We start from the raw sequence: 26319 nt of genomic DNA on the forward strand, positions 1-26319 counted from the left end.
AGAAGGAAAGTTGTTGTAGGAAGGTTGGGAAAACACTCATGTCGAGTGAGAAGAAGCGGGGAAGAGTGCCGCAAAAAAAGGGGAGCCGGCAGGCTCCCCCGTGTTCCGCCGGAGTCAGCTGTTAGGCAGCAGACGGCAGGTAATGCTCTTGATGTAGCGGGTTTCGCCGATGGCCGGATGCACCGGATGATCCGGGCCCTGGCCACCGCGCTCAAGCATCTGGATGTTGCGATCCAGATGACGGGCGCTGGTCAGCAGGATGTTTTGCAGGTCGTCTTCCGGTAGATGCATGGAGCACGAAGCGCTGACCAGAATGCCGTCCTTGGTCAGCAGGCGCATGGCCTGCTCGTTCAGGCGACGGTAAGCGCCTTCACCGTTTTTCATGTCTTTCTTGCGTTTGATGAAAGCTGGCGGATCGGCAACGATCACATCGAAGCGTTCTTCGCTGGCTTTCAGTTCCTTCAACGCTTCGAACACATCGCCTTCGATGCAGGTCATCTTCTCAGCGAAACCGTTCAATGCGGCGTTGCGCTCGACACCGTCGAGGGCGAACGCGGACGCATCGACGCAAAACACTTCGCTGGCGCCGAACGCAGCGGCCTGCACGCCCCAGCCACCGATGTAGCTATACAGGTCGAGCACGCGTTTGCCTTTGGCGTAGGGTGCCAGACGTGCGCGGTTCATGCGGTGATCGTAGAACCAGCCGGTTTTCTGACCTTGAATGACCGGCGCTTCGAACTTCACACCGTTCTCTTCCAGCGCAACCCATTCCGGCACCAGACCGAACACGGTTTCGACATAGCGGTTCAGGCCTTCGGCGTCGCGGGCGGCGGAGTCATTCTTGAACAGAATGCCGCTTGGCTTGAGCACTTGGGTCAACGCGGCGACCACGTCATCTTTATGCGCTTCCATGGTTGCGGAGGCGATCTGTACCACGAGAATGTCGCCGAAGCGGTCGACCACCAGGCCCGGCAGCAGATCGGAGTCGCCATAGACCAGACGGTAGAACGGCTTGTCGAAGAGACGCTCGCGCAGCGACAGGGCCACATTCAGGCGATGCACCAGTAGCGACTTGTCGAGGGCCAGTTTGATGTCGCGCGACAGCAGGCGGGCGCAAATCAGGTTGTTCGGGCTCATGGCGACGATGCCCAACGGCTTGCCGCCGGCGGCTTCGAGCACCGCCTGATCGCCGGCCTTGAAGCCGTGCAGAGGCGTGGCGGCCACGTCGATTTCGTTGCTGTAGACCCACAAATGGCCGTTGCGCAGGCGACGGTCGGCGTTGGCTTTGAGGCGCAGGCTAGGCAGGGACATGACGTCGCTCCGGAAAAAAGAGCGGGAGTATAGCGTGTTGCGGTTTGCGCCGGGCTGAGGATGCGATGAAAAGCGGATGGCCCCTTCGCGAGCAGGCTCGCTCCCACATTGGGAATGCATTTCAAGTGTGGGAGCGAGCCTGCTCGCGAAAGTGATGCGAAGGTTACGCCGCCAGGGCGTCAATCAGCGCCTGACTGAACGCCGGCACATCATCCGGCTGGCGGCTGCTGATCAGGTTGCCGTCCTTGACCACTTCCTGATCGACCCAGTTGACCCCGGCGTTGACCAGATCGTCCTTGACCGTTTTGTAGCTGGTCATGGTTTTGCCGTTGACCAGACCTGCCGAGATCAGCAGCCAGCTGCCGTGGCAGATCACGGCGATCGGCTTGCCCGCCGAGGCGGCGGTCTTGACCAGATGTTGAGCGTCCTGATCGATGCGAATCGTGTCCGAGTTCTGTACGCCGCCTGGCAGCAGCACGGCGTCATATTGGTCGATGCTCACAGCCTGGAAGGTGTTGGCGACGGGAAAATCGTCCGCCGGTTTGTCATGGTTCCAGCCTTTGACCGTGCCGGCCTCGGCCGAAAGAATATCGACCTGCACGCCGGCCTGTTCCAGGGCATCCTTGGGACCTGTCAGCTCGACCTGTTCGAAACCATCGGTAACCAAAATAGCGACGCGTTTGCCATTGAGGGAAGTTGCCATCGGTAAGCTCCTGAGTCTGTGGAGATTTTGCCTTCGCACTGGATCGCTGCGGTCCAGTGCGCCCTACAGAGTCCGAAGCCTGCGCCCGGATGAAAGTTCCGACGATGTGCCCGTCGGTGTGTCGTCGCGCTGTTTCAGCGGTTAGAATCGCCGCCTGCCCCGGAGTGTGTACTTATGTCCCAAGAGCTGACCACCGAACAGATTCAACAATCGCTGCAAGGCATCAGTGTGCCGGCGCAACCGCAGATCATGGTGGATCTGCAAATGGAGCAGTACATGCCCGATCCGGATCTGGAGGTGATCGCCAGGCTGATCTCCCAGGATCCCGGCCTGTCCGGCGCGCTGCTGAAGATCGTCAACTCGCCGTATTACGGCCTGAGCAACAAGATCACCTCGATCCAGCGTGCGGTAAACCTGCTGGGCAGCCGTTCGATCATCAACCTGATCAACGCACAGTCGATCAAGGGCGAGATGAACGACGACACCATTGTCACTCTCAACCGTTTCTGGGACACCGCCCAGGACGTGGCGATGACCTGCCTGACTCTGGCCAAGCGCGTCGGCACCCAGGCGGGTGACGAAGCCTATGCCCTGGGCCTGTTTCACGATTGTGGCGTGCCGTTGATGCTGCAGCGCTTTCCCGATTACATGACTGTGCTGGAAGAGGCTTATGCCAGCGCCAGCCCGGACTGCCGTGTGGTCGACACGGAAAACCGTGTCTTCAACACCAACCATGCGGTGGTCGGTTACTACACCGCCAAGTCCTGGCGCCTGCCGGAGCATGTCAGTGCCGCGATCGCCAATCACCACAATGCGCTGGCCATTTTCAGCGACGAATCGTCGAAGAACAGCCAACTGAAGAATCTGCTGGCGATCCTGAAAATGGCCGAGCACATCTGCGCCTCCTACCGGGTGCTGGGCAACCAGACCGAAGATTTCGAGTGGAATGCGGTCGGGCCGTTGGTGCTCGATTACGTCGGCCTGTCGGATTACGACTTCGAAACGCTCAAACAAACGATCCGCGACCTCGGCGCGCATTGATCCGAGGACACCATGCCTGAACTGCCGGAAGTCGAAACCACCCGTCGCGGGATTGCCCCGCACCTGGAAGGCCAGCGCGTCAGCCGGGTCATCGTCCGCGACCGGCGCCTGCGCTGGCCGATCCCGGAAGACCTCGATGTGCGCCTGTCCGGACAGCGCATCGTGCTGGTCGAGCGGCGTGCCAAGTACCTGTTGATCAACGCCGAGGCCGGGACGCTGATCAGCCATCTGGGCATGTCGGGCAACCTGCGTCTGGTCGAGGCCGGGTTACCCGCGCTCAAGCACGAGCACGTCGATATAGAACTGGAATCGGGACTGGCCCTGCGCTACACCGATCCACGACGCTTCGGTGCGATGCTGTGGAGCAACGACCCGCTCAACCACGAGCTGCTGATTCGCCTCGGGCCGGAGCCGCTGACCGATCTGTTCGATGGCGAACGCTTGTTCCAGCTGTCACGCGGGCGTGCGATGGCGGTCAAGCCGTTCATCATGGACAACGCCGTGGTGGTCGGGGTCGGCAATATTTATGCGACGGAAGCGCTGTTCGCCGCCGGCATCGATCCGCGTCGCGCAGCCGGGGGCATTTCCAGAAACCGCTATCTGACACTGGCGATCGAGATCAAACGCATCCTTGCGGCAGCCATCGAGCGTGGCGGTACCACGTTGCGCGATTTCATAGGTGGCGATGGCCAGCCTGGGTATTTCCAGCAGGAATTGTTTGTCTACGGGCGAGGCGGTCAGCACTGCAAGATCTGCGGCACCGGCCTGCGCGAAGTGAAGCTGGGACAACGCGCCAGCGTGTTTTGTCCACGCTGCCAGACCTGAAAAAAACCTGCGGTCTATAGTGAGAAGTCTCACTGTGCAGCCCGAAGGATCGTGCCATGAAAGTCCTGCAAGTTTTCTTCGTCACCCTGCTGCTGTGCTCCAGTCCGGTTGTTCAGGCCTCGGAAAACGGCAGCGGTGATCCGCGTTACACCCTCCAGAATCCCCCGGCGTACGCCATGCTCGGCGACCTGCTGATTGCCCGGCCCTTGCTGGTGGTGGCAACGGTAATCGGTGCGGGGGCGTTTGTGGTGTCGTTGCCGTTCACCGCGTTGGGCGGCAACGTGGGCGATGCGGGACAGGCGCTGGTGGTCGATCCGGCGAAAGCGGCGTTTGTGCGGTGTCTGGGGTGTATAGGGGAAGGGTTTGAGCAGCGCGAGTGAAAGGCAAGATCAAAAGATCGCAGCCTTCGGCAGCTCCTACAGAGGAATGCGATCCATGTAGGAGCTGCCGAAGGCTGCGATCTTTTTAGCGAATCAGGCCTTGCCGGTGATCTTGCGGTACTTCTCCATCAACTGTTCTTCAGTCTCAGGATGGGCTTCGTCCAGCGGAATGCAATCCACCGGGCAAACCTGCTGGCACTGCGGCTCGTCGTAATGGCCGACGCACTGAGTGCACAGGTTGGGGTCGATCACGTAGATCTCTTCGCCTTGGGAAATGGCGGCGTTCGGGCACTCGGGTTCGCAGACGTCGCAGTTGATGCAATCGTCGGTGATGATCAGGGACATGCTAACTCCAGCCGGGGCGGCAGGCCCGGGCGCTATAAATCAATGCGCGCAATTGTGCCGCATTGGCGAGCGCAGTGCACGCGGGGGCGATCAAGGGCACTGTGGGCTGCGATCCGAGAACGAAAAGATCGCAGCCTTCGGCAGCTCCTACTTTTTGAAGCGCAGGGTCAGCGCGTCGGCCACGGCCGGGTGGACGAACTTGCTGATATCGCCGCCCAGCGCGGCAATTTCCCGCACCAATGTCGACGAAATGAACGAATAGCGCTCGGATGGAGTGAGAAACAGGCTCTCCACATCCGGCGCCAGTTGGCGGTTCATGTTGGCCAACTGGAATTCGTATTCGAAGTCCGACACCGCGCGCAGGCCACGCAGGAACACATTGGCGTTCTGCTCTTTGGCGAAATGCGCAAGCAGCGTCGAAAAACCGACCACTTCCACGTTCGGCAGGTGCCTGGTGACCTCGCGAGCCAGTTCGACCCGTTGCTCCAGCGCAAACAGCGGGTTCTTTTTCGGGCTGGCGGCGACCGCAATGATCACGTGATCGAACAGGCGCGAGGCGCGCTCGACCAGATCGCCATGGCCCTTGGTAATAGGGTCGAAGGTACCTGGGTACAACACTCGGTTCATCGCGTCGTCCTGGCGGGAGTCCGTTGGGGAGTCGGATGGTATCGCAGCCTTCCCGGTCGGCCAAGTCGCCTGTTGGGTAAGAAAGCACTATAGACGATAGGAATATGCGGCTTTTTCATGGGTTTTTCAGCCGCTCGGCGAGCGCCGTCGCCAGTTGCGCGGTCAGGCCATACACCGACAGCTGCGGGTTGGCGCCGATGCTGGTGGGAAACAGCGAGCCATCGTGAATCGACAGATTACTCAACTGGTGATGGCGACCGAGGCTGTCGGCGACCGCGCTTTTCGGATCCTCCCCCATCGCGCAGCCACCCATCACATGCGCGCTGCCCAGACGAGTGCGATATAACTCCATGCTCAAACCGTCGATCAGCGAGCGCGCTTTAGCCAGTGTGTTCACATATCGCCCGTCGGCATGCATCGGCATCACCGATTGCGCGCCGCCGGCGAACTGAATTTCAGCCATGACGTGAAACGCCCGGCGCAAACCGTCCCAGGCGTACTGCGAGACTTGATAGTCGAGTACCGGCGAACCGTCCCCGCGCAGTTCCACCGAGCCGCCGCTGCTGTCCGGATGGAAGCCGTCGCGCAGCAGCGCCAGCATCGCGTGGGTGTGCGGCAGGTCGGCCATGTGTCGCGCGCTCTCCTCGCCGAAACCGCCGAGCAGCGTGGCCGCCAGCGCCGGATGCAGCGGTGGCACTTCGAGTTTGAACGCCATCGGCCCGGTGATGCCGTCCTTCCATTGGAAATGGTCGGAGTAAATCGATTGCGGCGCGCCGTAGAACGGATTGACCACCTCGGCAAAGCGCGCGGCGGACATGTTCACCGGGTGCAGAAAGGTGCGCTTGCCCAGACAGGCATGGGGATCCGGCGCATCGGAACGCAGCAACAGCGCCGGGCTGTTGATGCCGCCGCCGGCCAGCACGTAGTGACGCGCCTTGACCGTGATGCGGCGCCCGGTGGGTTCGACGCAACGTTCGTCCATTGCCACGCAGTGCAGACCCGCTACTTTGTCGCCAGTGATCAGCAGCTTTTCCACTCGCGCCAGGTACAGCAGCTCGCCGCCCTTTTCCAGAGTCGCCGGAATCGTCGTAACCATCATCGATTGCTTGGCATTGCTCGGGCAGCCCATGCCGCAATAGCCGAGGTTCCAGCAGCCTCGCACATTGCGCGGGATCACATGCCAGCTGTAGCCGAGCTGTTCGCAACCTTTGCGGATCACCTCGTTGTTGGCGTTGGGCGGTACCATCCATGGGGCTACACCGAGGCGCTGCTCCATTTTTGCGAACCACGGCGCCATTTCCACCGGGCTGTGGCCTTTGACGTTGTGTTCGCTGGCCCAGTGTTCCAGGGTTGGCTCGGGCGTGCGAAAGCTCGAGGTCCAGTTGATCAACGTTGTGCCGCCCACCGCGCGACCCTGCAGGATGGTGATCGCGCCATCCTTGCTCATGCGGCCGATGCCTTCCTGATAGAGACTGCTGTAGGCCTCGTCTTCGAGCAGCTTGAAGTCCGAACTGGTTTTCAGCGGGCCTTCTTCGATCAGCAAAACCTTGTAGCCCGCCGCGCTGAGGATTTCCGCCGTGGTGCCGCCGCCGGCGCCGCTGCCGATGATGGCGACATCGGCCTTGAGCGTAAGGTCGTCGCTCAACTGCGCGCCGTTGTAGGTTTTCCAGCCTCGGGCGAGGCCTTCGCGGAAGGGGTCGGGTACGGGCATCGATCAGGTTCTCTTGTTCTTGTTGTTCGTGATGACCTCTTCGCGAGCAGGCTCGCTCCCACATTCTGAAATGCATTTTTCCTGTGGGAGCGAGCCTGCTCGCGAACGGCGCGACGCGGTCATCAGACTTTCGGCGGGCCGGGATAACCGCAATGCGCCCAGGATTCGGCGCGGGTGTACCAGGCCATCAGCACCATCTGCTGCAACGAGCTGTGGCCCATGCGCAGCAGGTTCAGGGAACTGTTTTCCCAGCGCTCGAGGAAATGCCGCATTGCTTCGGCGCTGGCGTTTTCCCAACTGCCCCAGATACCGGTGAGCGGCCCACGGGTCACCGCCATGCCGAGTACGTCGAACAGTTGTCGGGTGAGCTTGAGCATTTCCGGCGACAGGTGATTGAGGCTGTAGTCCAGCGATTTCAGCGTAGCGTCCACCGCTGCGGGCATTTTCTCCGTGGCCACGGCACCTTCGAGCATCACCGGGATCAGCGCGCGCAGGAACAGCAGATCGCCGTCGCGCAGGCTGGCGAAGCCGCTGGCCGCGACGCTCGACGAGCAGCCAGTGAGGCAGGCGCCAAGGCCGGCGGTGGCGAGAAATGCCGTAGCGCCGAGGCTGAATTTCAGCAGGCTGCGGCGCGAGAGGGCGGGTGTTTCGGTCAGGCTTGGGTGCATTGTTTTTATTACCCGGTGTCGACGAACGTTTAGCGAATGAACAGTTTCTGGATCAGTTTCTGAATCGACGTGCCGTACGGCGGGTAGATCAGCCGGGCGGCGTTGAAGCGTTGTTTGCTCAGCACGCCTTTGGCTTTGCTGAAGGTCAGGAAACCTTCGTGGCCGTGGTAATGGCCCATGCCCGAGGGGCCGATGCCACCGAACGGCATATCGTCCTGGGCGACGTGCAGCAGAGTGTCGTTGAGGCACACGCCGCCGGAATGGGTCTCGTGCAGCACGCGATTCTGTTCGCGTTTGTCGTAGCCGAAGTAGTAGAGAGCCAGAGGACGTGGCCGCTGATTGATGTAGGCAAATGCCTGTTCCAGGTCGCGATACGGCACGATCGGCAACAGCGGGCCGAAGATTTCGTCCTGCATCACGGTCATCTCATCGCTGACATTGAGCAGCACGCTGTGCGGCATGCGCCGGCCCTGGCCTTGCTCGAACAACCGGATCAGCAGCGCGCCTTTGCTGGTCGCGTCGCTGATGTAACCGTTGAGCCGCGCCAATTGGCGCTCGTTGATGATGGCGGTGTAATCAGCATTGTCGACCAGGCTCGGATAAAAGCCCTGCACGGCCTGGCGATAGGCTTCGACGAAGGCGCCGACGCGGTTTTCCGGCACCAGCACATAGTCGGGCGCGACGCAGGTCTGCCCGGCGTTAAGGGTTTTGCCGAAGGCGATGCGTTCGGCGGCGTCCTTGAGCGGCACGTCCCTGGAAACGATGGCCGGCGACTTGCCGCCCAGCTCCAGCGTGACGGGCGTGAGGTTCTCTGCCGCAGCGCGCATGACGTGTTTGCCGACGCTGGTGGAACCGGTGAACAGCAGGTGATCGAAGGGCAGGCGCGAGAAGGCCACGCCGACATCGGCCTCGCCGAGCACTACGCAGACCAGGTCTTGGGGAAAGATCCGTGAGAACAGTTCCTTGAGCAGCAGTCCGGTGGCCGGGGTCGATTCGCTGAGCTTAAGCATCCCCCGATTGCCCGCTGCCAGGGCGCCGACCATCGGGCCTACGGCCAGGTACAGCGGGTAGTTCCACGGCACGATCACGCCCACCACGCCCAGCGGCTGATAGACCACTTTCGCCGAGGCGGGCTGGAACGCCATGCCAACCTTGCGACGCGAGGGCTTCATCCAGTTTTTCAGGTGGCGGCTGGCGTAGTGGATGCCGTGCAGGCTCGGCATCAATTCGGCGAGCAGGGTTTCGTCGGCGCTGCGGTGACTGAAGTCGGCGCTGATCGCATCGATCAATGCCTGGCGCTCATTACTGAGCAAATCGCGCAAAGCCATGAGCCACTGGCGACGTTGCGCGGCGGGCGGCATCGGGTTGGCGGCATACGCAGCACGTTGTGCCTGGAACTGCCGATCGAGGGTTTCGAGTGGCTGTTGCAGCGTTTTCAGGTAGGCAATGTCGGCGGTCATCGCAGGCTCCGGATTTTATTGTAATGAGGACTTTTTAGAGTCCGTGCTCTAGAAAGTCAAACGACTTCCGTGCACGGCAGTGTTTTATCCATTTCCGGTTAGGTCGTAAGATGCGCCGTCAACGCACTCTGAATTAAAGCTCAAGCCATGGCCCCACGAATAAAAACCAGCGAGCGCATCGTTCAGAACAGCCTGGAGCTGTTCAATCAGCAGGGCGAGCGCAGCGTCAGCACCAACCACATCGCCGCGCACATGGAGATTTCTCCGGGCAACCTGTACTACCACTTCCCCAACAAGCAGGCGATCATCGCCGTGTTGTTCAGTGAGTACGAAGCCTTGGTGGACAGCTTTTTGCGCCCGCCCCAGGGACGCCCGGCGACCGTCGAAGACAAGCGTTTCTATTTGAAGGAACTGCTCTCGGCCATGTGGCGCTACCGTTTTCTGCACCGCGACCTCGAACATCTGCTCGACAGCGATGCGGAACTGGCTGCGCGCTACCGGCGTTTTTCCCAGCGTTGTGTGATCCAGGGCGCCGCGATCTACGAAGGTTTTGTCGCCGCCGGCATCCTGAAAATGGATCGCGTGCAGATCGAATCGCTGACCCTCAACGCGTGGATCATCCTGACTTCGTGGGTACGGTTTCTGTGCACCACGCGGGAAAATTCCAATCACCTCAGCGAGCAGGCCGTGAAGCGTGGGGTCTACCAGGTGCTGGTACTGGAGGCGGGATTTGTCACCGATCAGGCGCGGGATGAAGTCAACGCGCTGTTCGACGAATTCTATGTACCGCTGGCCCAGGCCCTCGAAGACGTGAATTAAACCGTTCTGCCGAAATCCACAGGAGCCCGTTATGTCGATTGCGCAGTTGATCAGCCCACCGGCACTGGACGCTCGCAAAGAGCAGCCGGGGCTGGTGATCCTCGATTGTCGTTTCGCCCTCGAAGACCCGGACTATGGCCAGCGCAGCTACGCCGAAGGGCACATCGCCGGGGCGAGTTTTGCCGACCTGGAGCGTGATCTGAGCGGCAACGTCGTGAAGGGCGTGACCGGGCGTCACCCGTTGCCCGAGCCGGCGGCATTGATCGAGCGCCTGCAAGCCTGGGGCATCAGCAATGACAGCGAAGTGGTTCTGTATGACGACGGCCCGGGCGCCTATGCGGCGCGGGCGTGGTGGTTGCTTGCATGGCTGGGCAAGCGCGACGGCGTGTTCATTCTCGATGGCGGGCTCAAGGCCTGGCACGCGGCCGGTCTGCCGCTGAGCCTGGATCCTCCGAGCGTGACGCCGGGCGACTTCAACGGTCAGCCGGACATGAGCCTGCTGCTCAGCGCCGAGCAATTGCAGCAACGTCTCGGCCAGCCAACGCTGACCCTGATCGACGCCCGGGCCTTGCCGCGCTTCAGGGGCGAGGTGGAGCCGATCGATCCGGTGGCCGGACACATTCCCGGAGCGCAATGCGCGGCGTTCACCGACAACCTTGGCAGTGACGGGCGCTTTCTGCCGGCGGAGCAGCTCAAGCAGCGCTTTGCCGCGAAACTGGGCGATCGCTCGCCGTCGGAACTGGTCGCCTATTGCGGCTCCGGAGTGACGGCATGCCACAACCTGTTTGCGCTGTGCCTGGCGGGCTATCCGCTGGGGGCGCTTTATGCCGGATCGTGGAGTGAGTGGATCAATGAGCCGTCGCGGGGCATTGCCACCGGCGAATAATCCCCGCAAATCCCCCTGTGGGAGTGAGCCTGCTCGCGATAGCGATATGTCTGTGATTTCAATGCTGACTGACACACCGCCTTCGCGAGCAGGCTCGCTCCCACAAAGTCTTTTATTACATCGCAAAATTTGATCAAAGCGCAGACCCCCTGTGGGAGCGAGCTTGCTCGCGAAGGCGCCCTGTCAGGCAGTGAATTTCCAGACTGACACACCGCCATCGCGAGCAGGCTCGCTCCTGCACGGGATATGCGGCGTTCACAGACCGGTGGCGGCCAGCCATTGCGGAATGCGCCGCTCCAGGTAATACCCTGGCCGACGAACCGAGCCATCGACGAAACCGACATGCCCGCCCCGCGCCTGCAGCTCGAACTGCGTGCTGGCCGACAACTCGTCGGCTTGCGGCAGGCTGTGCGGGAACACGAAAGGATCGTCCGCTGCCTGAATGATCAGCGTCGGTGTGCGGATCGCGCCGAGATAATAGCGGCTCGAGGCGCGGCGGTAGTAATCCTCGGCATCGTTGAAGCCGTGCAGTGGCGCAGTCACCCGGCCGTCGAAATCCCAGAACGTGCGCATGTTTTCCAGCGAGCCGAGCGCCGCCAGTTTTGCCAGCCCGTCCTCGCGTCCGTCGTGCTGGAACTGGCGTTGCTTGTTCTTGATGTAGGCGACCATTTCGCGCATGAAATGCGCCTGATACACCCGCGAGAAGCCTTGGCCGATGCGATCGGCACACTGGTCGAGCCGAAACGGTACCGACACTGCCACCGCGCCGAGCACGCCGCTGTTGCTGCCGGTTTCGCCAAGGTGTTTGAGCAGCACATTGCCACCCAGCGAATAGCCGACCGCATACAGCGGCGCCAGCGGGCGTTTGGCGCGCAGGTGTCGGATGGCTTCGACAAGATCCTCACTGGCACCGGAATGGTAGCTGCGTGGCAGCAGGTTCGGCTCGCCGGAGCAGCCGCGCCAGTTCAGCGCGACGCTGGCCCAGCCCCGATCGGCCAGGGCCTTTTGGATCCCCGCCACGTACGGCGAATTGGAAGAACCGGTCAAACCGTGCAAAACCAACACCAGGGGCGCCTCGGCGCTGTGCGGGCCGTGCCAGTCGAGGTCGAGGAAGTCACCGTCTTCGAGCCAAAGGCGTTCTCGCTCACGTTCAATATGCACGGTCTTGCGCCACAGCGGTCCCCACAAGGTTTGCAGATGCGGATTGCCGAGGCCGAAGGCCGGAGTGAAACGCGAGGCAGGAAGCGGGGACGGTGGTTGCACGGCAAATCTCGACAGGGCTTGCGTAAAGCGGCAGGAGCACAGGGCGTCCGCCGCTTTCAACGAAAGCACCTAACTTGCCACAAAGCTCGGGTCGGCGCGACAAGTGCTCTGCTCGGTCTGTCCGGTCGGCGGCGTTACCGGTTCAGGCAGTGGCTGCTGCTCGACACTGGCGCCGACCGCGACCGACAGCCATCGGTCTGCGGACAAGTGACGACTCAAGGCGTGTTTGATGTCCTCCACCGTCAACCGCTGGATCTGTTGCATTGCATAATCCAGATCCAGTGGCAGATCGTAGCGGTTGATCTCCACCAGTCTGGCCAGTATCTGCCGGTTGCTTGCGCTGTTCAGTACGTTTCGGTGGGCCAGTCGGCGCTTGAGGTGGTCGAGCTCCATGGCGGTCGGCCCGTCCCGGAGAAAGTCATCGAGCATGGAGCGCACCAGCGCGAGGGTGGCGTCGCGCAGCGGGCTGCCGACCTGCAGGGCAATGGTCAGCAACCCGGCGCCGCCGGCCCAGTTGTCGTTGGCGCTGTAGGCGTCGTACACCAGGCCGCGCTTGTGCCGCAGCTCTTTCATCAGTCGGCTGTTGCTGCCACCGCCGAGGATCTGGCTGGCGGCATACAGGGCGGCGTGATCGGCGTGTCGGCGCGGTACGCTGGGTTGGGCAAACACAATATGGGTTTGCTGTTGCGCAAATTCGAGGTGGCGCGTCTGCACGTCTCCAGGGGTCGCTGTTGCTGAAGCCATGTAGCCGTCGCGTGGCGTGGGCAAGGCGTTGCTGATTTGCAGACTCATCGCTTGCGCCTGCTCCAGGGAAAGATCGCCCACGAGCGTGATTTGCGCATGCCGGGCGGCATAGTAGCGGCGGTGAAAGTCTTGTACAGCGGAGCGTGTCACCGCGCTCAGACCCTGCTCTGTACCGTAAACCGGAAGGCTGTAAGGGTTGTCAGGCGCGAGCAGTGCCTTGACTTGCTGCAAGGCCAGATCGCCGGCATCGCCTTGCTGGTCGACGAGGGCGGCGCGCAGTTCGTCTTTGACTGGCGGCAGGCGATCTTCGCTGAGCAACGGCTCGCTTAAAATCCTTGTCAGCAGATCCAGAGCCGGCAGACGTTTTGCCGGATCGCTGAGGCTGCGCAACGAGAAACAGGCCCGATCATGATCAATGTCGAACTCCAATTGCGCGCCCAGCCCGTCCAGCGTTTCGGTAATGGCGGGCAAGTCCTTGCCGGGGATGCCCTCGCTAAGCAGGGACATGGTCGTGGCCGCCAGGCCCGGCAGAAGACCGTCCCGGGCGCTGCCCGCGGCAAAGCTGACGTGGATATCGAACATCGGCAGATCGGTCGTGCGCACGAACAGCACTTTGGTGCCGGAGTGGGTCTTCCAGCCTTTGATCTGCAATGGGCGCGGTTTGAGTTCAACCGCTGCGACTTCACCGAGTGATTGCAGGCGTGAGCCGGGTCCTTGCGCGGGCTGACCATCAGCGCACGCTGCTGCAGCTGTCAGCCCCGTCATCAACAGGAACCCCACGAAGCGCGAAAATCGGGTCATCGGCCACCTCCCTTCTGGACATGAACGACGCTCAGCCGCTCGCGGGTCAGCCAGGTGGATGCCGCCTCGCGAATGTCTTGTGGAGTCACTTTTGCCAGGGCCCGGGCGTCTTCGTCGAGCAGGCGCCAAGGCAGGCCGATGGTCTGAAACGTGGCGAGCTCGCGGGCCTGCTTTGCAATCGAATCCCGGGCGTACACCTGCTGTGCGATCAGCCGGGTACGTGCCCGCTCAAGTTCGTCCAGCGATGGCGGCGTGCTGCGCAACGCTTCTATTTCCTGCCAGATTCGTGCTTGCACCTCATCGAGATCCGCCTGGGGCGGATCGGTCAGTTCGGCGGACAACAGCAGAAGGCTGTCGCCGCGGGTCCGCTCGTCGTAGCGGGTTTCGACGTGATTGAGTACGCGCTCGGTCAGTTCCAGTTTCTTCGGCAGGCGCGCACTGTCGGCGCCGCCGAGCAGGGCGTTGAGCAGGCGCAGGGCGTGTACGGTGTGCGGATCTTTTGCCGTGGCCAGGCCCGGCAGATTGAAAGCCATGAGCAATTGCGGTGTGGCGACGTCGCGGTGCAAGGTCAGGTGGCGCTCGCCGGGCAGTTGCAGTTCGACGGGGCGCAGCAGGCGCGGAACCGGACGCTTCTGGAGTACGCCGAAATAGCGCTCGGCCAGCGGCTGGACCTGCGCAAGCGTGACATCGCCAACGATCACCAGCACGGCATTGCCCGGTGCATAACGGCTTTCATACCAGTGGCGTAGCTCGCCGGCGTCGACGCGCTGCAGATCGTGCATCCAGCCGATGGTGGGAGTGCGATAGCTATTGGCGAAGTGGGCCAGTGCGGTGAAGTGCTCCAGCGCGGCAGCGTCGACGTTGTCGTCGGTGCGCAGAATACGTTCTTCGCGGATCACCGCTATTTCTCTGGCCAGGTCATCGGCATGCAAACGTGCTGTCGACATCAGGTCGGCCATCAGTTCGAAGACTACACCCAGATAGCGCGGCGCCAGGGTCTGGTGGTATCCGGTGACGTCTTGCGTGGTGAAGGCGTTTTCCTCGGCGCCAATCGATTCGAGAATGCGTGAGGCCTCATCGGCACAGGTCTTGCCGCTGCCTTTGTAAAGCATGTGTTCAAGAACGTGCGATAGCCCGGTCTGCCCAGGTGCTTCGTCGGCCGAGCCGACCTTGAACCAGAGGTGCGAGGTGACCAGTGGCGCACGGTGATCCTCGCGGATCAACACTTGCAGACCGTTGTCCAGGGTGAATTGATGAGTGGGCGGTGGCGTGGCGGCCAGCGTCATGAACGGCGCCAGGCCAAGAAAAAGCAGCATCCGGCTGCAGAGCGTATCCATACGCGAAAAGTCCTCAGTGGTTAACGCAGGTTGCGACAACCACTGTGGCGGACTTCGGGCAGAAGGGTGCGGTAACTATCTACCGCACTGCAAACGACTCAGGCGCTGCGTTGCCACAACGCGTAAAACACGCGACCGGATTTCTGTTCACGGTGCAGGCGCCAGTTACCCGGCAGGCCCAGCGTCGATGGCGCCGTTTCGCTCTCGGTGTAGATCCACGAATCGGGCGCCAGCCACTGCCGTTCCTCCAGCAGTGCGCACACCGACGGCAACAGGTTCTGGTTGAACGGTGGGTCGAGAAACACCAGATCGAAGGGGGTCGCGGTCTGGGTTTCCAGATAGCGCAGTGCGTCGGCGGTCTGTACCTGACCGTTGCTGCAGCGCAGGGTGCCGAGGTGTTTCTTCAGACTGGAAACCGCAACGTGGCTGGCGTCCAGTGCCTGAGCGGTGGCCGCGCCACGGGACAACGCTTCGAGGAACAGCGCGCCGCTGCCGGCGAACGGGTCCAGCACTTTCGCCCCTTCGACGTATGGCGCGAGCCAGTTGAACAGAGTTTCACGCACGCGATCCGGCGTCGGACGCAAGCCCGGGGCATCAGGGAAGCTCAGCTTGCGGCTGCGCCACTGGCCACCAATGATGCGCAGCTGGTTCACGCCGTTGTGCACGTTCTGCGCAGGTTTCTTCGGTGCTCGAGTCGCCATTAATGCTCCGGAACCCCGAGCGGTTGCTCGGCAGGTTTATCAGATGGGGCCGGTAACGGCTTTTGCGGCACGGTCGGGCCAGCGGTGACGATGACCATCTTCTCCGTGCTCAGGTGTTTGTTCAACGCCTCGCGAACCTGTTCGACGGTCAGGCTCTGCGACTGACGCATGAAGTCGTCCAGATAGCTCAGCGGCAGATTATAGAAGCCCATCGCGCCGAGTTGGCCAACGATGTCGGCGTTGCTCGCGGTAGACAGCGGGAAGCTGCCGGCCAGTTCGCGCTTGGCATCGTCGAGCTCTTTCTGCGTCGGCCCGGTTTTCAGGTAGTCGGCGAGCACGTCCTGGACCAGTTTCAGGGTGCCTTCGCTCATTTCGGCGCGGGTCTGCAGGTTGATCATGAACGGGCCGCGGGCCTGCATCGGGCTGAACGCCGAATACACGCCGTACGTGAGGCCACGCTTCTCGCGCACTTCGCTCATCAGGCGCGTACCGAAACCACCGCCACCGAGGATCTGGTTGCCCATCGACAGCGCGGCGTAATCCGGATCGTCGCGATCGATGCCCAGTTGCGCGAGCATCAGGTTGGTCTGTTTCGATGGGAACTCGATGTGGTTTACGCTGGCTTTCGGTTCCTGCGGCGGCGCGATCTTCGCCAGTGCCGGGCCTTTGGGCAGGGCAGAGGAAACCTGGTTGGCGATCGCCTCGGCCTCGGCGCGGGACAAATCACCGACCAGCGCAATCACAGCGTTACCCGCCGCGTAGGCTTTGGCGTGGAATTCACGCAACTGCGCGAGGGTGATCTGCGGCACGCTCTGCGCAGTGCCATCGCTGGAATGCGCGTACGGGTGATCGCCGTACAGACGCTTCATCAGCTCGAGGCTGGCGAGTTTGCCGGGGTTCTGTTTCTGGTATTCGAAACCGGCGAGCAACTGATTCTTGATGCGCGCGAAGGAATCGGCGGGGAAGGTTGGTTTGCCGACCACTTCGGCGAACAGCTTCAGCGCCGGTTCACGCTGCTCGGGTGCGCTCAGGCTGCGCAGCGAGGCCAGCGCCATGTCCTTGAACGCACCGTTGCCGAAATCGGCACCGAGGCCTTCAAAGCCCTGAGCAATGGCGCCAACGTCTTTGCCGGCAATACCTTCGTTGAGCATGGCGTTGGTCAGCACGGCGAGGCCGGGCGCGTTGCCGTCCTGGCTGCTGCCGGCGGCGAAGATCAGGCGCATGTCGAACATCGGCAGCTCATGGGCTTCGACAAACAGCACTTTGGCGCCTTCGGCGGTGTTCCAGGTCTGCACGTCGAGCTTGCGGCTGGCCGGGGCCTTGCCGTCGAGTTCGGCCAGCGATTGCAACTTTTGGCTGGTTTTGGCGTTATCCAGTGCTTCGCTGGCCTTGCTGTCAGCGCTTGGCGACAGATACACCACTGCCGAGCCGATCACCGCGACAGCAATCAGGCCGAGCAGCAACAGGCGTGGGGTTTTGCGCTCACTCATGAGTCGTCTCCATTGGCAGGACGTGGGCGACGCTGAGACGTTCGCGGGTGAAATACTTTTTCGCGGCGTTCTGGATATCTTGCGGGGTTACGCTTTCCAGATCGGCCAGTTCGGTGTCCATCAGTTTCCACGACAGACCGACCGTCTCCAGTTGCCCGATGGTGGTGGCCTGACTGGTGATCGAGTCACGCTCGTAGACCAGACCGGCAATGACCTGTGCGCGCACGCGCTGCAGTTCTTCGGTGGACGGTGCGGTGGTTTTCAGCTGCTCGAGCAGTTTCCACAGCCCGGCTTCAGCCTGAGCGATGGTCTTTTTCTTTTGCGTGTTCGGCGTGGCCGACAGGGTAAACAGGCTGTCGCCACGGCTGTAGGCGTCATAGTCCGACGAACCGCCGGAGACCAGTTCTTCGCCGCGCTCAAGTTGCGTCGGGATGCGCCCGCTGTAGCCGCCGTCGAGCAGGGCCGAGATCAGGCGCAGGGCATTGACCGAGCGTTTGTCCTCGGCCGTGGCAATGCTCGGCACGTTGAAACCGAGCATCAGGCTGGGCAGTTGGGTCTGCACGCGCAGGGTGATCTGGCGTTCGCCGGGCTCGGCCAGTTCCAGCGGTTTTTTCGCCGGTGGCACGTCGCGTTTGGCGATCGGGCCGAAATAGCGTTGGGCGAGGGTTTTCACTTCGTCCGGGGTCACGTCACCGACTACCACCAGCGTGGCGTTGTTCGGCGCATACCAGGATTGATACCAGTGGCGCAGCTCCTCGACCTTCATGCGTTCCAGGTCGGCCATCCAGCCGATGGTCGGCGTGTGGTAGCCGCTGGCCGGGTAGGCCATGGCCTTGTAGCGCTCATAGGCCTTGGACATCGGCTTGTCATCGGTGCGCAAGCGGCGTTCTTCCTTGATGACTTCGATTTCCTTGGCGAACTCGTCGGCCGGCAGGCGCAGGTTGGCCATGCGATCGGCTTCCAGCTCAAAGGCAACGCCGAGGCGGTCGCGGGCCAGGACCTGGTAATAAGCGGTGAAATCATCGCTGGTGAAGGCGTTCTCTTCGGCGCCGAGGTCGCGCAGGATCAGCGAGGCTTCGCCGGGGCCGACTTTTTCGCTGCCCTTGAACATCATGTGTTCGAGCGCGTGGGACAAACCGGTCTGGCCCGGGGTTTCGTAGCTGGAGCCGACCTTGTACCAGATCTGCGAAACAACGACAGGTGCACGATGGTCTTCGCGCACAACGACCTTGAGGCCGTTGTCGAGGGTGAATTCATGGGTCGGTTGCGGGTCGGCCGCCAGGGCCGAAAGGGGCAGGCAGACTGCGCTGAGCAGCAGGCCAGCAGCGCGGCGGGCTAGAGCATTCATTCGTTTTTCAACCTGTTGGGCTGCCTGCCTGGTCTTAGCCTAGGCGGGCGAGGAGGTGCTAGGATACTGATCCGTTTTACCGGCGACCACGTCTATCAGGCTCCGAACGCTGATTGGACTGTATGGGTTCATGGCAGAATGATGCGGTTTATCGACTAGACTGCGCTTTTTCGCCGATTTTTACCGGTTTAACCCTTCGTTAAAACGATCCTTGAGGTGCCTGCGGCGCCTCGACAAAATGTTGCCCGTGAACAAGCTGGATGAAACACAGTCTGTTCTGCATCGAATATTTATTTGCCGGGGCGCCCTGTTGGCGCGTCGCTACCGTGAGATAGCCGTCCTCCATGTTTGGTTCCAACGACGACAAGAAGAGCCCAGCTGCGGCTGGCGAGAAGAAAAGCCTGTTCGGATGGCTGCGGAAGAAACCGCAGGAGCCCGTCATCGAACAGCCGCCCGCGGTTCCCGAGCCGGCCCCCGCGCCGGCACCTGCAATAGAAGAAGAGCCGGTGCCGATTGTGCTGCCGATCGCCGAACCGGTGCTGCAACCGGAGGCTGAAGCCGAGCTGCAAGTGCCCGCCGCTCCCGAACTGCCGCTGACGCCCGCCGCCGAGCCGTGGCTGGCCTTGCCGGTGGCAGAAGAACCTGTCGCGCTGGTTGAAGAAGCGGCGCCACATGTGACGCCAGTGATTCCTGCGCCGGTTGTCGAGGTGGCTGCGCAGCCTGTGCCTGAGCCGGTTGTCGAGCCAGCTCCGGTCATTTCTGAACCCGCCGCCCCGGTTGTCCCGCCCTCGGAGCCTGCACCGATTGCCGCTGCGCCAGTTGTCGCTCCGATCGTGCCGGTCCAAGCGCCTGTAGAAACGCCAGTCGAAACCCCGCGCACCGAAGAAACCAAAGCCGGTTTCTTCGCCCGCCTCAAGCAGGGCCTGTCGAAGACCAGCGCCAGCATCGGCGAAGGCATGGCCAGCCTGTTCCTCGGCCGCAAGACTATCGACGATGACCTGCTCGACGACCTCGAAACCCGTCTGCTCACCGCTGACGTTGGTGTCGAAGCCACCACCCAGATCATCCAGCGCCTGACCCAGAAGGTTGCGCGCAAGGAGCTGGCCGACGCCGACGCGCTGTACAAATCCCTGCAGGCCGAGCTGGCAGCGATGCTCAAGCCGGTCGAGCAACCGCTGAAGATCGCCTCGCAGAACAAGCCGTTCGTGATTCTGGTGGTAGGCGTCAACGGCGCTGGCAAGACCACCACCATCGGCAAACTGGCGAAGAAGCTGCAGCTGGAAGGCAAGAAAGTCATGCTGGCCGCCGGCGACACCTTCCGCGCCGCTGCGGTGGAGCAATTGCAGGTCTGGGGTGAGCGCAACAAGATCCCGGTGATCGCCCAGCACACCGGTGCCGATTCGGCTTCGGTGATCTTCGATGCCGTGCAGGCCGCCAAGGCCCGGGGCATCGACGTGTTGATCGCTGATACCGCCGGGCGCCTGCACACCAAAGACAATCTGATGGAGGAGCTGAAGAAGGTTCGCCGGGTGATTGGCAAGCTTGATGCTGATGCGCCGCACGAAGTGCTGCTGGTGCTCGACGCCGGCACTGGCCAGAACGCCATCAACCAGGCCAAGCAGTTCAACCAGACCGTCGAACTGACCGGCCTGGCGCTGACCAAGCTCGACGGCACTGCCAAGGGCGGGGTGATTTTCGCCCTGGCCAAGCAGTTCGGCCTGCCGATCCGCTACATCGGTGTCGGAGAGGGCATCGACGATTTGCGTACCTTTGAAGCCGAACCCTTTGTCCAGGCACTGTTTGCCGAGCGGGAGCGTTCATGATTCGTTTCGAACAGGTCGGTAAACGCTACCCGAACGGTCACGTCGGCTTGCATGAGCTGAGCTTTCGAGTCCGTCGTGGCGAATTCTTGTTTGTCACCGGCCACTCCGGTGCCGGTAAATCCACGCTGTTGCGCCTGTTGCTGGCGATGGAGCGCCCGACCAGCGGCAAACTGCTGCTCGCCGGGCAGGACCTGAGCACCATCAGCAACGCGCAGATTCCGTTTCTGCGCCGACAGATCGGTGTGGTGTTCCAGAATCACCAGTTGCTGTTCGATCGCACGGTGTTCAACAACGTCGCGTTGCCGCTGCAGATTCTTGGTTTGTCCAAGGTCGAAATCGCCAAACGCGTCGATTCGGCGCTTGAGCGCGTGGCGCTGTCGGATAAATCCGATCTGTACCCAGGCGACCTGTCCACCGGTCAGCAACAACGCGTCGGCATCGCCCGCGCCATTGTCCATCGCCCGGCGCTGTTGTTGGCGGACGAACCGACCGGCAACCTCGACCCGCGTCTGGCCGCCGAAATCATGGGCGTGTTCGAAGACATCAACCGTCTGGGCACCAGTGTGCTGATCGCCAGCCACGACCTGGCGCTGATCGCCCGCATGCGTCATCGCATGCTGACCCTGCAACGCGGTCGATTGATCGGCGACGGGGAGGCCGGGGTATGAGCGCTACGCGTAGTCCGAAGGTTTCCGAGCGCGTGGCCCCGAAGGCCGCCGACCCGCAACCGCAGAAGAAGAAAAAACATGACGATGATGATGGCCCGGACTTCGCCACGCTGTTCCGTGCCTGGATCGAAAGCCATCGCGCCAGCCTGCTCGACAGCCTGCGCCGTCTCGGCAAACAGCCGATCGGCAGCTTCTTCACCTGCATGGTGATGGCGGTGGCGTTGAGCCTGCCGATGGGTCTTTCGCTGTTGCTCAATAACGTCGAACGCCTCGGCGGTTCCTGGCAGCGCGCGGCGCAGATTTCGCTGTACCTGCAGCTCGACGCCAGCCCGGAGCAGGGCGAGTCGCTGCGTGAGCAAATCAAAGGCATGCCCGGCGTAGCGGATGCCGAATATGTCGGCCGCGATCAGGCGCTGGAGGAGTTCCAGCAGCAGTCCGGTCTGGGTGAAGCCCTGCGTGAGTTGCCCGAGAACCCGTTGCCCGGTGTGGTTTTGGTTACACCGAACGAAGTCGACAAGCCGACACTCGAAGCATTAAGACAAAAACTTTCCGAGTTGCCCAAGGTACAACAGGCGCAACTTGATCTAGTCTGGGTCGAGCGTCTGGCCGCCATCCTCAAGCTGGGCGACCGCTTTGTCTTCGGTCTGACGGTGTTGTTGGTGTCTGCATTACTTTTGGTGATAGGCAATACCATTCGTCTTCATATTGAAAACCGCCGCACCGAGATAGAAGTGATTAAACTCGTCGGCGGCACTGACAGTTATGTGCGCCGCCCTTTCCTTTATATGGGCGCGTTGTATGGCTTCGGTGCGGGGCTGTTGTCCTGGGGTGTGTTGGCGTTCGGCCTGAACTGGCTGAACGATGCGGTGGTTGGACTGGCCGGCTTGTACGGCAGTGATTTCGCCCTGGCCGGCGTGCCAGTGGCCGACGGTCTGTCGCTCTTGCTTGGCGCGGTGCTGTTGGGTTATATCGGTGCATGGATTGCAGTCGCACGTCATCTCAGGGAGCTGGCGCCGAAGTAGAATCTTTTTTGCGCGTGATTGACCTTGCGGTTTTTATGGGAACTTGTACTTGAGTTCCCGGTCAATTTTTCGCAGTGCCGAGAGGCACGAGTATGTGAGTGGGAGGTTTTTTCGTATGACCAATTCTTTGCAACCTGCGTATGCGTTGGTTCCGGGTGCGAACCTGGAAGCCTACGTGCACACCGTCAACAGCATTCCCTTGCTGACGCCGGAGCAGGAGCGTGAACTGGCCGAGAGTCTCTACTATGAGCAGGATTTGGGGGCGGCTCGGCAGATGGTGCTCGCCCACCTGCGTTTTGTCGTACACATTGCCCGTAGTTATTCCGGCTACGGTCTGGCTCAGGCTGACCTGATCCAGGAAGGCAACGTCGGCCTGATGAAGGCCGTCAAGCGCTTCAACCCGGAAATGGGTGTGCGTCTGGTGTCGTTCGCCGTGCACTGGATCAAGGCGGAAATCCACGAGTTCATCCTGCGCAACTGGCGCATTGTGAAAGTCGCGACCACCAAGGCCCAGCGCAAGCTGTTCTTCAATCTGCGCAGCCAGAAGAAACGTCTGGCGTGGTTGAACAACGAGGAAGTGCACCGCGTGGCGGAAAGCCTCGGCGTCGAGCCGCGGGAAGTGCGCGAGATGGAAAGTCGCCTGACCGGCCATGACATGGCCTTCGACCCGGCTGCCGAAGCCGACGACGACAGCGCTTTCCAGTCGCCGGCCAACTACCTGGAAGACCACCGGTACGACCCGGCGCGTCAGCTGGAAGATGCCGACTGGAGCGACAACTCCAACACCAACCTGCACGAAGCACTGGAAGTGCTGGACGAGCGCAGCCGTGACATCCTCTACCAGCGCTGGCTGGCGGAAGAAAAAGCCACGCTGCACGACCTGGCGCAGAAGTACAACGTGTCGGCCGAGCGTATCCGTCAGCTTGAAAAGAGCGCGATGAACAAGCTCAAGTTGTCGATTGCCGCCTAACCGGTGAATCCGCAATAAAAAACGCCCCGATCAGCGATGATCGGGGCGTTTTTGATTGGAAGATCAAAAGATCGCAGCCTTCGGCAGCTCCTACATGGGATCGCACTCCACCTGTAGGAGCTGCCGAAGGCTGCGATCTTTGCTTTTGATTCATTCCGCCCAAGGCGCCCGTCGCGAATCATTAAGCCCCGTCAGATAACTCGTCCCACCCAACTGACTCATCTGCTGCCGAATCCACCCGGCCCGACGTGATACATAGCCAGTCGGATGACTCGCACTCCACACCCGCGGATTGGGCAGTACCGCCGCCAGATAACTCGCCTGCTGGCGCGACAATGACTTCGCGCTCACGCCAAAGTGATGGCGGGCTGCGGCCTCGGCACCAAATACGCCGTCATCCCACTCGACACTGTTCAGGTACACCTCAAGAATCCGCTGCTTGGGCCAGAACACCTCGATCAGCGTCGTGAACCAGGCCTCCAGGCCTTTGCGCAGATAGCTGCGACCTGCCCATAGAAACAGGTTTTTCGAGACTTGCTGGCTCAAGGTGCTGGCACCGCGAATCGAGCCGCCGAGTTCGTTATGCGCCAACGCTGCCTGGATAGCGCTGAAATCAAAGCCCCAATGCTCGGGAAACTTCTGATCTTCACCCGCCATGACCGCCACCTTGAGATCGTCGGAGATCTGATCCCACGGCTTCCACGTGCGTTGCAGGTCGATCGGCTCGCCATCGATCCATGATTCAACCTTGCGCTCGACCATCAGCGCCGTACCCGGCGGCGGCACGAAGCGAAACACCAGCACCAGCAACACACTGCCTGCAGCGAACCAGAGCAGGGCCTTCGTGAGACGACGGAAAATTGAACGCAGCATAGAGATGGCTTGGCCGAACCCGTGGAGCGGGCCATTATACAGACCCTGCCGATCGCGTCTGACTGGAGTTCCCCATGCTGCGTGGCTTTTTGATGCTGGCCGCTTTTTTCGGATTCACCGGTGTTGCGCTGGGCGCTTTTGCTGCCCACGGTCTGAAAAATCGTCTGACGCCCGAATACCTGACAATTTTCCACACCGGCGTCACCTATCAATTGGTGCACACTCTTGCGCTGTTCGGGGTGGCGTTGCTGGCCACGCAAATGCAAGGGCGGCTGATCACTTGGGCCGGTGTTTGCTTCACCGTCGGCATCCTGCTGTTCTCCGGCAGTCTCTATCTCCTGACCACCACTGGCATCAGCAAGCTCGGCATCATTACCCCGTTTGGTGGCCTCGCGTTTCTCATCGGTTGGGTTTGCCTCGGCCTCGCCGCCTGGCGCCTATCCTGAATCTGACGCTCCCTCCTGTAGGAGCTGCCGAAGGCTGCGATCTTTTGATTTTGTTTTTCAAGATCAAAAGATCGCAGCCTTCGGCAGCTCCTACACGGAACGTGTTTCAAGACGAATGGCTTGGGTCAGCCTGACTGATCGGGCTAGAATGCCAGCCCCTAAAAATGATGGCGGCGTTGTGCATGCGCATTCAGTTGAACGGTGAGTCCTTTGAATTGCCCGACGGTGAAACCGTTGCGGACCTGATCAACCGTCTGGAGCTGACCGGACGCCGGTTGGCGGTCGAGCTCAATCTGGACATCGTTCCGCGCAGCCAGCATGCCGATACCACACTGAATGACGGCGACAGCGTCGAAGTGGTCCATGCCATCGGCGGCGGTTGATTCATCAGCTGCGCGCAGCATTTGCAAGACCCTCACCCCTCAAGAGGATTCCCCATGAGCATCGTTCGTAGCGACAAGCCTTTTGTGCTGGCCGGTCGTACTTACCAGTCGCGTTTGCTGGTCGGTACCGGCAAGTACCGTGACATGGAAGAAACCCGCCAGGCCATCGAAGCCTCGGGTGCCGAGATCGTCACCTTCGCCGTGCGCCGAACCAACCTGGGCCAGATCGAAGGCGAGCCGAACCTGCTCGAAGTGCTGTCGCCGGATCGCTACACCTTCCTGCCAAACACCGCCGGCTGCTACGACGCCATCGAAGCGGTGCGCACCTGCCGCCTGGCGCGTGAGCTGCTCGACGGCCACAATCTGGTGAAGCTGGAAGTGCTGGCTGACCAGAAAACCCTGTTTCCCAACGTGATCGAAACCCTCAAGGCCGCCGAAACGCTGGTCAAGGAAGGCTTCGACGTGATGGTCTACACCAGCGATGACCCGATCATCGCTCGCCAGTTGGCGGAAATCGGCTGCATCGCGGTGATGCCCCTGGCCGGTCTGATCGGCTCCGGTCTGGGCATCTGCAATCCATACAACCTGCAGATCATCCTCGAAGAAGCCAAAATCCCGGTGCTGGTGGATGCCGGTGTCGGTACCGCGTCCGACGCGACCATCGCCATGGAACTGGGTTGCGACGCCGTGCTGATGAACTCGGCGATCGCCCACGCTCAGCAGCCGGTAATGATGGCGCAAGCCATGCGCCATGCCATCGTCGCCGGCCGCCTGGCCTACCTCGCCGGCCGTATGCAGAAAAAACTCTACGCCAGCGCCTCTTCGCCGCTGGATGGTCTGATCAAGTAAGAGCCATTGATGACTGAATCGAACGACATCCCTGTCCAGACGGACGAAGGCGACGAGCGCCAACACCGCCGCATCAAGAGTTTTGTGATGCGCGCCGGGCGCATGACCGAAGGCCAGCAACGCGGCCTCGATCAGGGCGCACCGCTTTACGTGCTGCCGCTGGCCGATGCGCCCGTCGATTACGACCAGGTGTTCGGCCGCTCGGCACCGCGCTCGCTGGAAATCGGTTTCGGCATGGGCCACTCGCTGCTGGAAATGGCCGCTGCGGCCCCGGAGCAGGATTTCATCGGTGTAGAAGTGCATCGTCCGGGTGTCGGCGCGTTGCTCAATGGCGTGCTGACGCAGGGCCTGACCAATCTGCGGGTCTACGATTGCGATGCGATCGAAGTGCTCAACCGGTGCATCGCCGACAACAGCCTCGATCGCCTGATGCTGTTCTTCCCCGACCCATGGCACAAGAGTCGTCACCACAAGCGTCGCATCGTGCAGGCCTCGTTTGCCGAACTGGTGCGCAGCAAGTTGAAGGTCGGCGGCATTCTGCACATGGCCACCGACTGGGAGCCGTATGCCGAATACATGCTGGAAGTGATGAACGTCGCCCCGGGCTACCGCAACCTCGCCGAAGACGGCAAATGCGTCCCACGTCCGGCCGAACGTCCGATCACCAAGTTCGAACGCCGCGGCGAACGCCTCGGCCATGGCGTGTGGGATCTGAAGTTCGAAAAGCTGTCTTAAGCATCACGCAACACTCCTGTAGGAGCTGCGGCACGCTGCGATCTTTTGATCTTGATTTTGAAGATCAAAAGATCGCAGCGTGCCGCAGCT

27 protein-coding genes are annotated in these 26319 nt (G+C 61.5%); 13 read left to right on the forward strand and 14 right to left on the reverse strand.

Translation table 11 applies throughout. The features are described 5' to 3' along the window. Nucleotides 1–114 precede the first annotated feature (114 nt). On the reverse strand, nucleotides 115–1311 hold the full coding sequence (locus VNV36_RS11265) for a class I SAM-dependent rRNA methyltransferase (RefSeq protein WP_325717820.1): 1197 nt from the start codon (nucleotides 1309–1311) through the stop codon (nucleotides 115–117). Nucleotides 1312–1474: 163 nt separating this feature from the next. Further along, nucleotides 1475–2014, reverse strand: coding sequence for a type 1 glutamine amidotransferase domain-containing protein (locus VNV36_RS11270; RefSeq protein ID WP_064364734.1), 540 nt, complete (start codon nucleotides 2012–2014; stop codon nucleotides 1475–1477). A gap of 228 nt (nucleotides 2015–2242) precedes the next feature. Between VNV36_RS11270 and VNV36_RS11275 the strand changes: the two genes are divergently transcribed. The 3 genes from VNV36_RS11275 to VNV36_RS11285 are packed head-to-tail and all read left to right on the forward strand — an operon-like array spanning nucleotide 2243 to nucleotide 4260. Continuing rightward, the gene (locus VNV36_RS11275; RefSeq protein ID WP_325717846.1) at nucleotides 2243–3055 is read left to right on the forward strand and encodes an HDOD domain-containing protein; all 813 of its coding nucleotides are present in this window, start codon (nucleotides 2243–2245) and stop codon (nucleotides 3053–3055) included. A gap of 12 nt (nucleotides 3056–3067) precedes the next feature. Continuing rightward, nucleotides 3068–3880: a bifunctional DNA-formamidopyrimidine glycosylase/DNA-(apurinic or apyrimidinic site) lyase gene (mutM, locus tag VNV36_RS11280; protein ID WP_325717821.1), complete on the forward strand. Its 813-nt coding sequence runs from the start codon at nucleotides 3068–3070 to the stop codon at nucleotides 3878–3880. Nucleotides 3881–3936: 56 nt separating this feature from the next. Beyond that, nucleotides 3937–4260 (forward strand): multidrug transporter, encoded by a 324-nt coding sequence (locus tag VNV36_RS11285; protein WP_325717822.1) that lies wholly within the window; start codon nucleotides 3937–3939, stop codon nucleotides 4258–4260. 93 nt (nucleotides 4261–4353) lie between these two features. Here the strand turns inward: VNV36_RS11285 and VNV36_RS11290 are convergent, their stop codons facing one another. The 5 genes from VNV36_RS11290 to VNV36_RS11310 form a co-directional block, all read right to left on the reverse strand. Then, a complete protein-coding gene (locus tag VNV36_RS11290) occupies nucleotides 4354–4605 on the reverse strand; it encodes a YfhL family 4Fe-4S dicluster ferredoxin (protein WP_003195146.1) in 252 nt (83 codons plus the stop codon). Between the two features lie 147 nt (nucleotides 4606–4752). Next, entirely contained in the window at nucleotides 4753–5232 is a 480-nt protein-coding gene (gene coaD, locus VNV36_RS11295) for a pantetheine-phosphate adenylyltransferase (RefSeq protein ID WP_325717823.1), read from the reverse strand. A 115-nt stretch (nucleotides 5233–5347) separates the two neighbouring features. After that, nucleotides 5348–6943 (reverse strand): GMC family oxidoreductase, encoded by a 1596-nt coding sequence (locus VNV36_RS11300; RefSeq protein WP_325717824.1) that lies wholly within the window; start codon nucleotides 6941–6943, stop codon nucleotides 5348–5350. 122 nt (nucleotides 6944–7065) lie between these two features. Further along, the gene (locus VNV36_RS11305) at nucleotides 7066–7611 is read right to left on the reverse strand and encodes a twin-arginine translocation pathway signal protein (RefSeq protein ID WP_325717825.1); all 546 of its coding nucleotides are present in this window, start codon (nucleotides 7609–7611) and stop codon (nucleotides 7066–7068) included. A 29-nt stretch (nucleotides 7612–7640) separates the two neighbouring features. Beyond that, complete coding sequence (locus tag VNV36_RS11310; RefSeq protein WP_325717826.1) at nucleotides 7641–9071, reverse strand: coniferyl aldehyde dehydrogenase; 1431 nt, start codon at nucleotides 9069–9071, stop codon at nucleotides 7641–7643. Nucleotides 9072–9218: 147 nt separating this feature from the next. Here VNV36_RS11310 and VNV36_RS11315 point away from each other — a divergent pair, with 147 nt between their 5' ends. Next, nucleotides 9219–9890, forward strand: a complete 672-nt coding sequence (locus VNV36_RS11315) for a TetR/AcrR family transcriptional regulator (RefSeq protein ID WP_325717827.1) — start codon at nucleotides 9219–9221, stop codon at nucleotides 9888–9890. 31 nt (nucleotides 9891–9921) lie between these two features. Next, the gene (locus VNV36_RS11320; protein WP_325717828.1) at nucleotides 9922–10776 is read left to right on the forward strand and encodes a sulfurtransferase; all 855 of its coding nucleotides are present in this window, start codon (nucleotides 9922–9924) and stop codon (nucleotides 10774–10776) included. Nucleotides 10777–11031: 255 nt separating this feature from the next. On the opposite strand, the gene VNV36_RS11325 is transcribed toward VNV36_RS11320, so the two are convergent. The 6 genes from VNV36_RS11325 to VNV36_RS11350 all read right to left on the reverse strand — a co-directional run bounded on the left by VNV36_RS11325 (nucleotide 11032) and on the right by VNV36_RS11350 (nucleotide 18460). After that, complete coding sequence (locus VNV36_RS11325) at nucleotides 11032–12039, reverse strand: hydrolase (protein WP_325717829.1); 1008 nt, start codon at nucleotides 12037–12039, stop codon at nucleotides 11032–11034. Nucleotides 12040–12108: 69 nt separating this feature from the next. Further along, nucleotides 12109–13584: a M16 family metallopeptidase gene (locus tag VNV36_RS11330; protein ID WP_325717830.1), complete on the reverse strand. Its 1476-nt coding sequence runs from the start codon at nucleotides 13582–13584 to the stop codon at nucleotides 12109–12111. Further along, the gene (locus VNV36_RS11335; protein WP_325717831.1) at nucleotides 13581–14921 is read right to left on the reverse strand and encodes a M16 family metallopeptidase; all 1341 of its coding nucleotides are present in this window, start codon (nucleotides 14919–14921) and stop codon (nucleotides 13581–13583) included. The genes VNV36_RS11330 and VNV36_RS11335 overlap by 4 nt, the downstream gene beginning before the upstream one ends. A gap of 98 nt (nucleotides 14922–15019) precedes the next feature. Next, nucleotides 15020–15622 (reverse strand): 16S rRNA (guanine(966)-N(2))-methyltransferase RsmD, encoded by a 603-nt coding sequence (gene rsmD, locus VNV36_RS11340; protein ID WP_325717832.1) that lies wholly within the window; start codon nucleotides 15620–15622, stop codon nucleotides 15020–15022. Then, nucleotides 15622–17112 carry a M16 family metallopeptidase gene (locus VNV36_RS11345; protein WP_325717833.1) on the reverse strand — a complete coding sequence of 497 codons (1491 nt, stop codon included), beginning with the start codon at nucleotides 17110–17112 and terminating at the stop codon, nucleotides 15622–15624. Before VNV36_RS11345 ends, rsmD begins: the two co-directional genes overlap by 1 nt. After that, a complete protein-coding gene (locus VNV36_RS11350; protein ID WP_325717834.1) occupies nucleotides 17105–18460 on the reverse strand; it encodes a M16 family metallopeptidase in 1356 nt (451 codons plus the stop codon). The genes VNV36_RS11345 and VNV36_RS11350 overlap by 8 nt, the downstream gene beginning before the upstream one ends. A gap of 344 nt (nucleotides 18461–18804) precedes the next feature. Here VNV36_RS11350 and ftsY point away from each other — a divergent pair, with 344 nt between their 5' ends. The 4 genes from ftsY (at nucleotide 18805) to rpoH (ending at nucleotide 22943) form a co-directional block, all read left to right on the forward strand. Next, nucleotides 18805–20283: a signal recognition particle-docking protein FtsY gene (ftsY, locus tag VNV36_RS11355; RefSeq protein WP_325717835.1), complete on the forward strand. Its 1479-nt coding sequence runs from the start codon at nucleotides 18805–18807 to the stop codon at nucleotides 20281–20283. Continuing rightward, a complete protein-coding gene (gene ftsE, locus VNV36_RS11360; protein ID WP_016772715.1) occupies nucleotides 20280–20951 on the forward strand; it encodes a cell division ATP-binding protein FtsE in 672 nt (223 codons plus the stop codon). Before ftsY ends, ftsE begins: the two co-directional genes overlap by 4 nt. Next, entirely contained in the window at nucleotides 20948–21973 is a 1026-nt protein-coding gene (gene ftsX / locus VNV36_RS11365; RefSeq protein WP_053124717.1) for a permease-like cell division protein FtsX, read from the forward strand. The genes ftsE and ftsX overlap by 4 nt, the downstream gene beginning before the upstream one ends. Nucleotides 21974–22088: 115 nt before the next feature. After that, nucleotides 22089–22943 (forward strand): RNA polymerase sigma factor RpoH, encoded by an 855-nt coding sequence (rpoH, locus tag VNV36_RS11370; RefSeq protein ID WP_016772717.1) that lies wholly within the window; start codon nucleotides 22089–22091, stop codon nucleotides 22941–22943. A 150-nt stretch (nucleotides 22944–23093) separates the two neighbouring features. Here the strand turns inward: rpoH and mtgA are convergent, their stop codons facing one another. Next, complete coding sequence (mtgA, locus tag VNV36_RS11375; protein WP_325717836.1) at nucleotides 23094–23816, reverse strand: monofunctional biosynthetic peptidoglycan transglycosylase; 723 nt, start codon at nucleotides 23814–23816, stop codon at nucleotides 23094–23096. Between the two features lie 74 nt (nucleotides 23817–23890). Between mtgA and VNV36_RS11380 the strand changes: the two genes are divergently transcribed. From VNV36_RS11380 to trmB, 4 genes are all read left to right on the forward strand, one after another. Further along, entirely contained in the window at nucleotides 23891–24262 is a 372-nt protein-coding gene (locus tag VNV36_RS11380) for a DUF423 domain-containing protein (protein ID WP_325717837.1), read from the forward strand. Between the two features lie 182 nt (nucleotides 24263–24444). Beyond that, the gene (gene thiS / locus VNV36_RS11385; RefSeq protein ID WP_325717838.1) at nucleotides 24445–24645 is read left to right on the forward strand and encodes a sulfur carrier protein ThiS; all 201 of its coding nucleotides are present in this window, start codon (nucleotides 24445–24447) and stop codon (nucleotides 24643–24645) included. A 54-nt stretch (nucleotides 24646–24699) separates the two neighbouring features. After that, the gene (locus tag VNV36_RS11390; RefSeq protein ID WP_325717839.1) at nucleotides 24700–25494 is read left to right on the forward strand and encodes a thiazole synthase; all 795 of its coding nucleotides are present in this window, start codon (nucleotides 24700–24702) and stop codon (nucleotides 25492–25494) included. 9 nt (nucleotides 25495–25503) lie between these two features. Further along, nucleotides 25504–26229: a tRNA (guanosine(46)-N7)-methyltransferase TrmB gene (gene trmB / locus VNV36_RS11395; protein ID WP_325717840.1), complete on the forward strand. Its 726-nt coding sequence runs from the start codon at nucleotides 25504–25506 to the stop codon at nucleotides 26227–26229. The last annotated feature ends 90 nt before the right edge of the window (nucleotides 26230–26319 follow it).

Source organism: Pseudomonas sp. (assembly GCF_035554175.1).
Lineage (GTDB): Bacteria > Pseudomonadota > Gammaproteobacteria > Pseudomonadales > Pseudomonadaceae > Aquipseudomonas.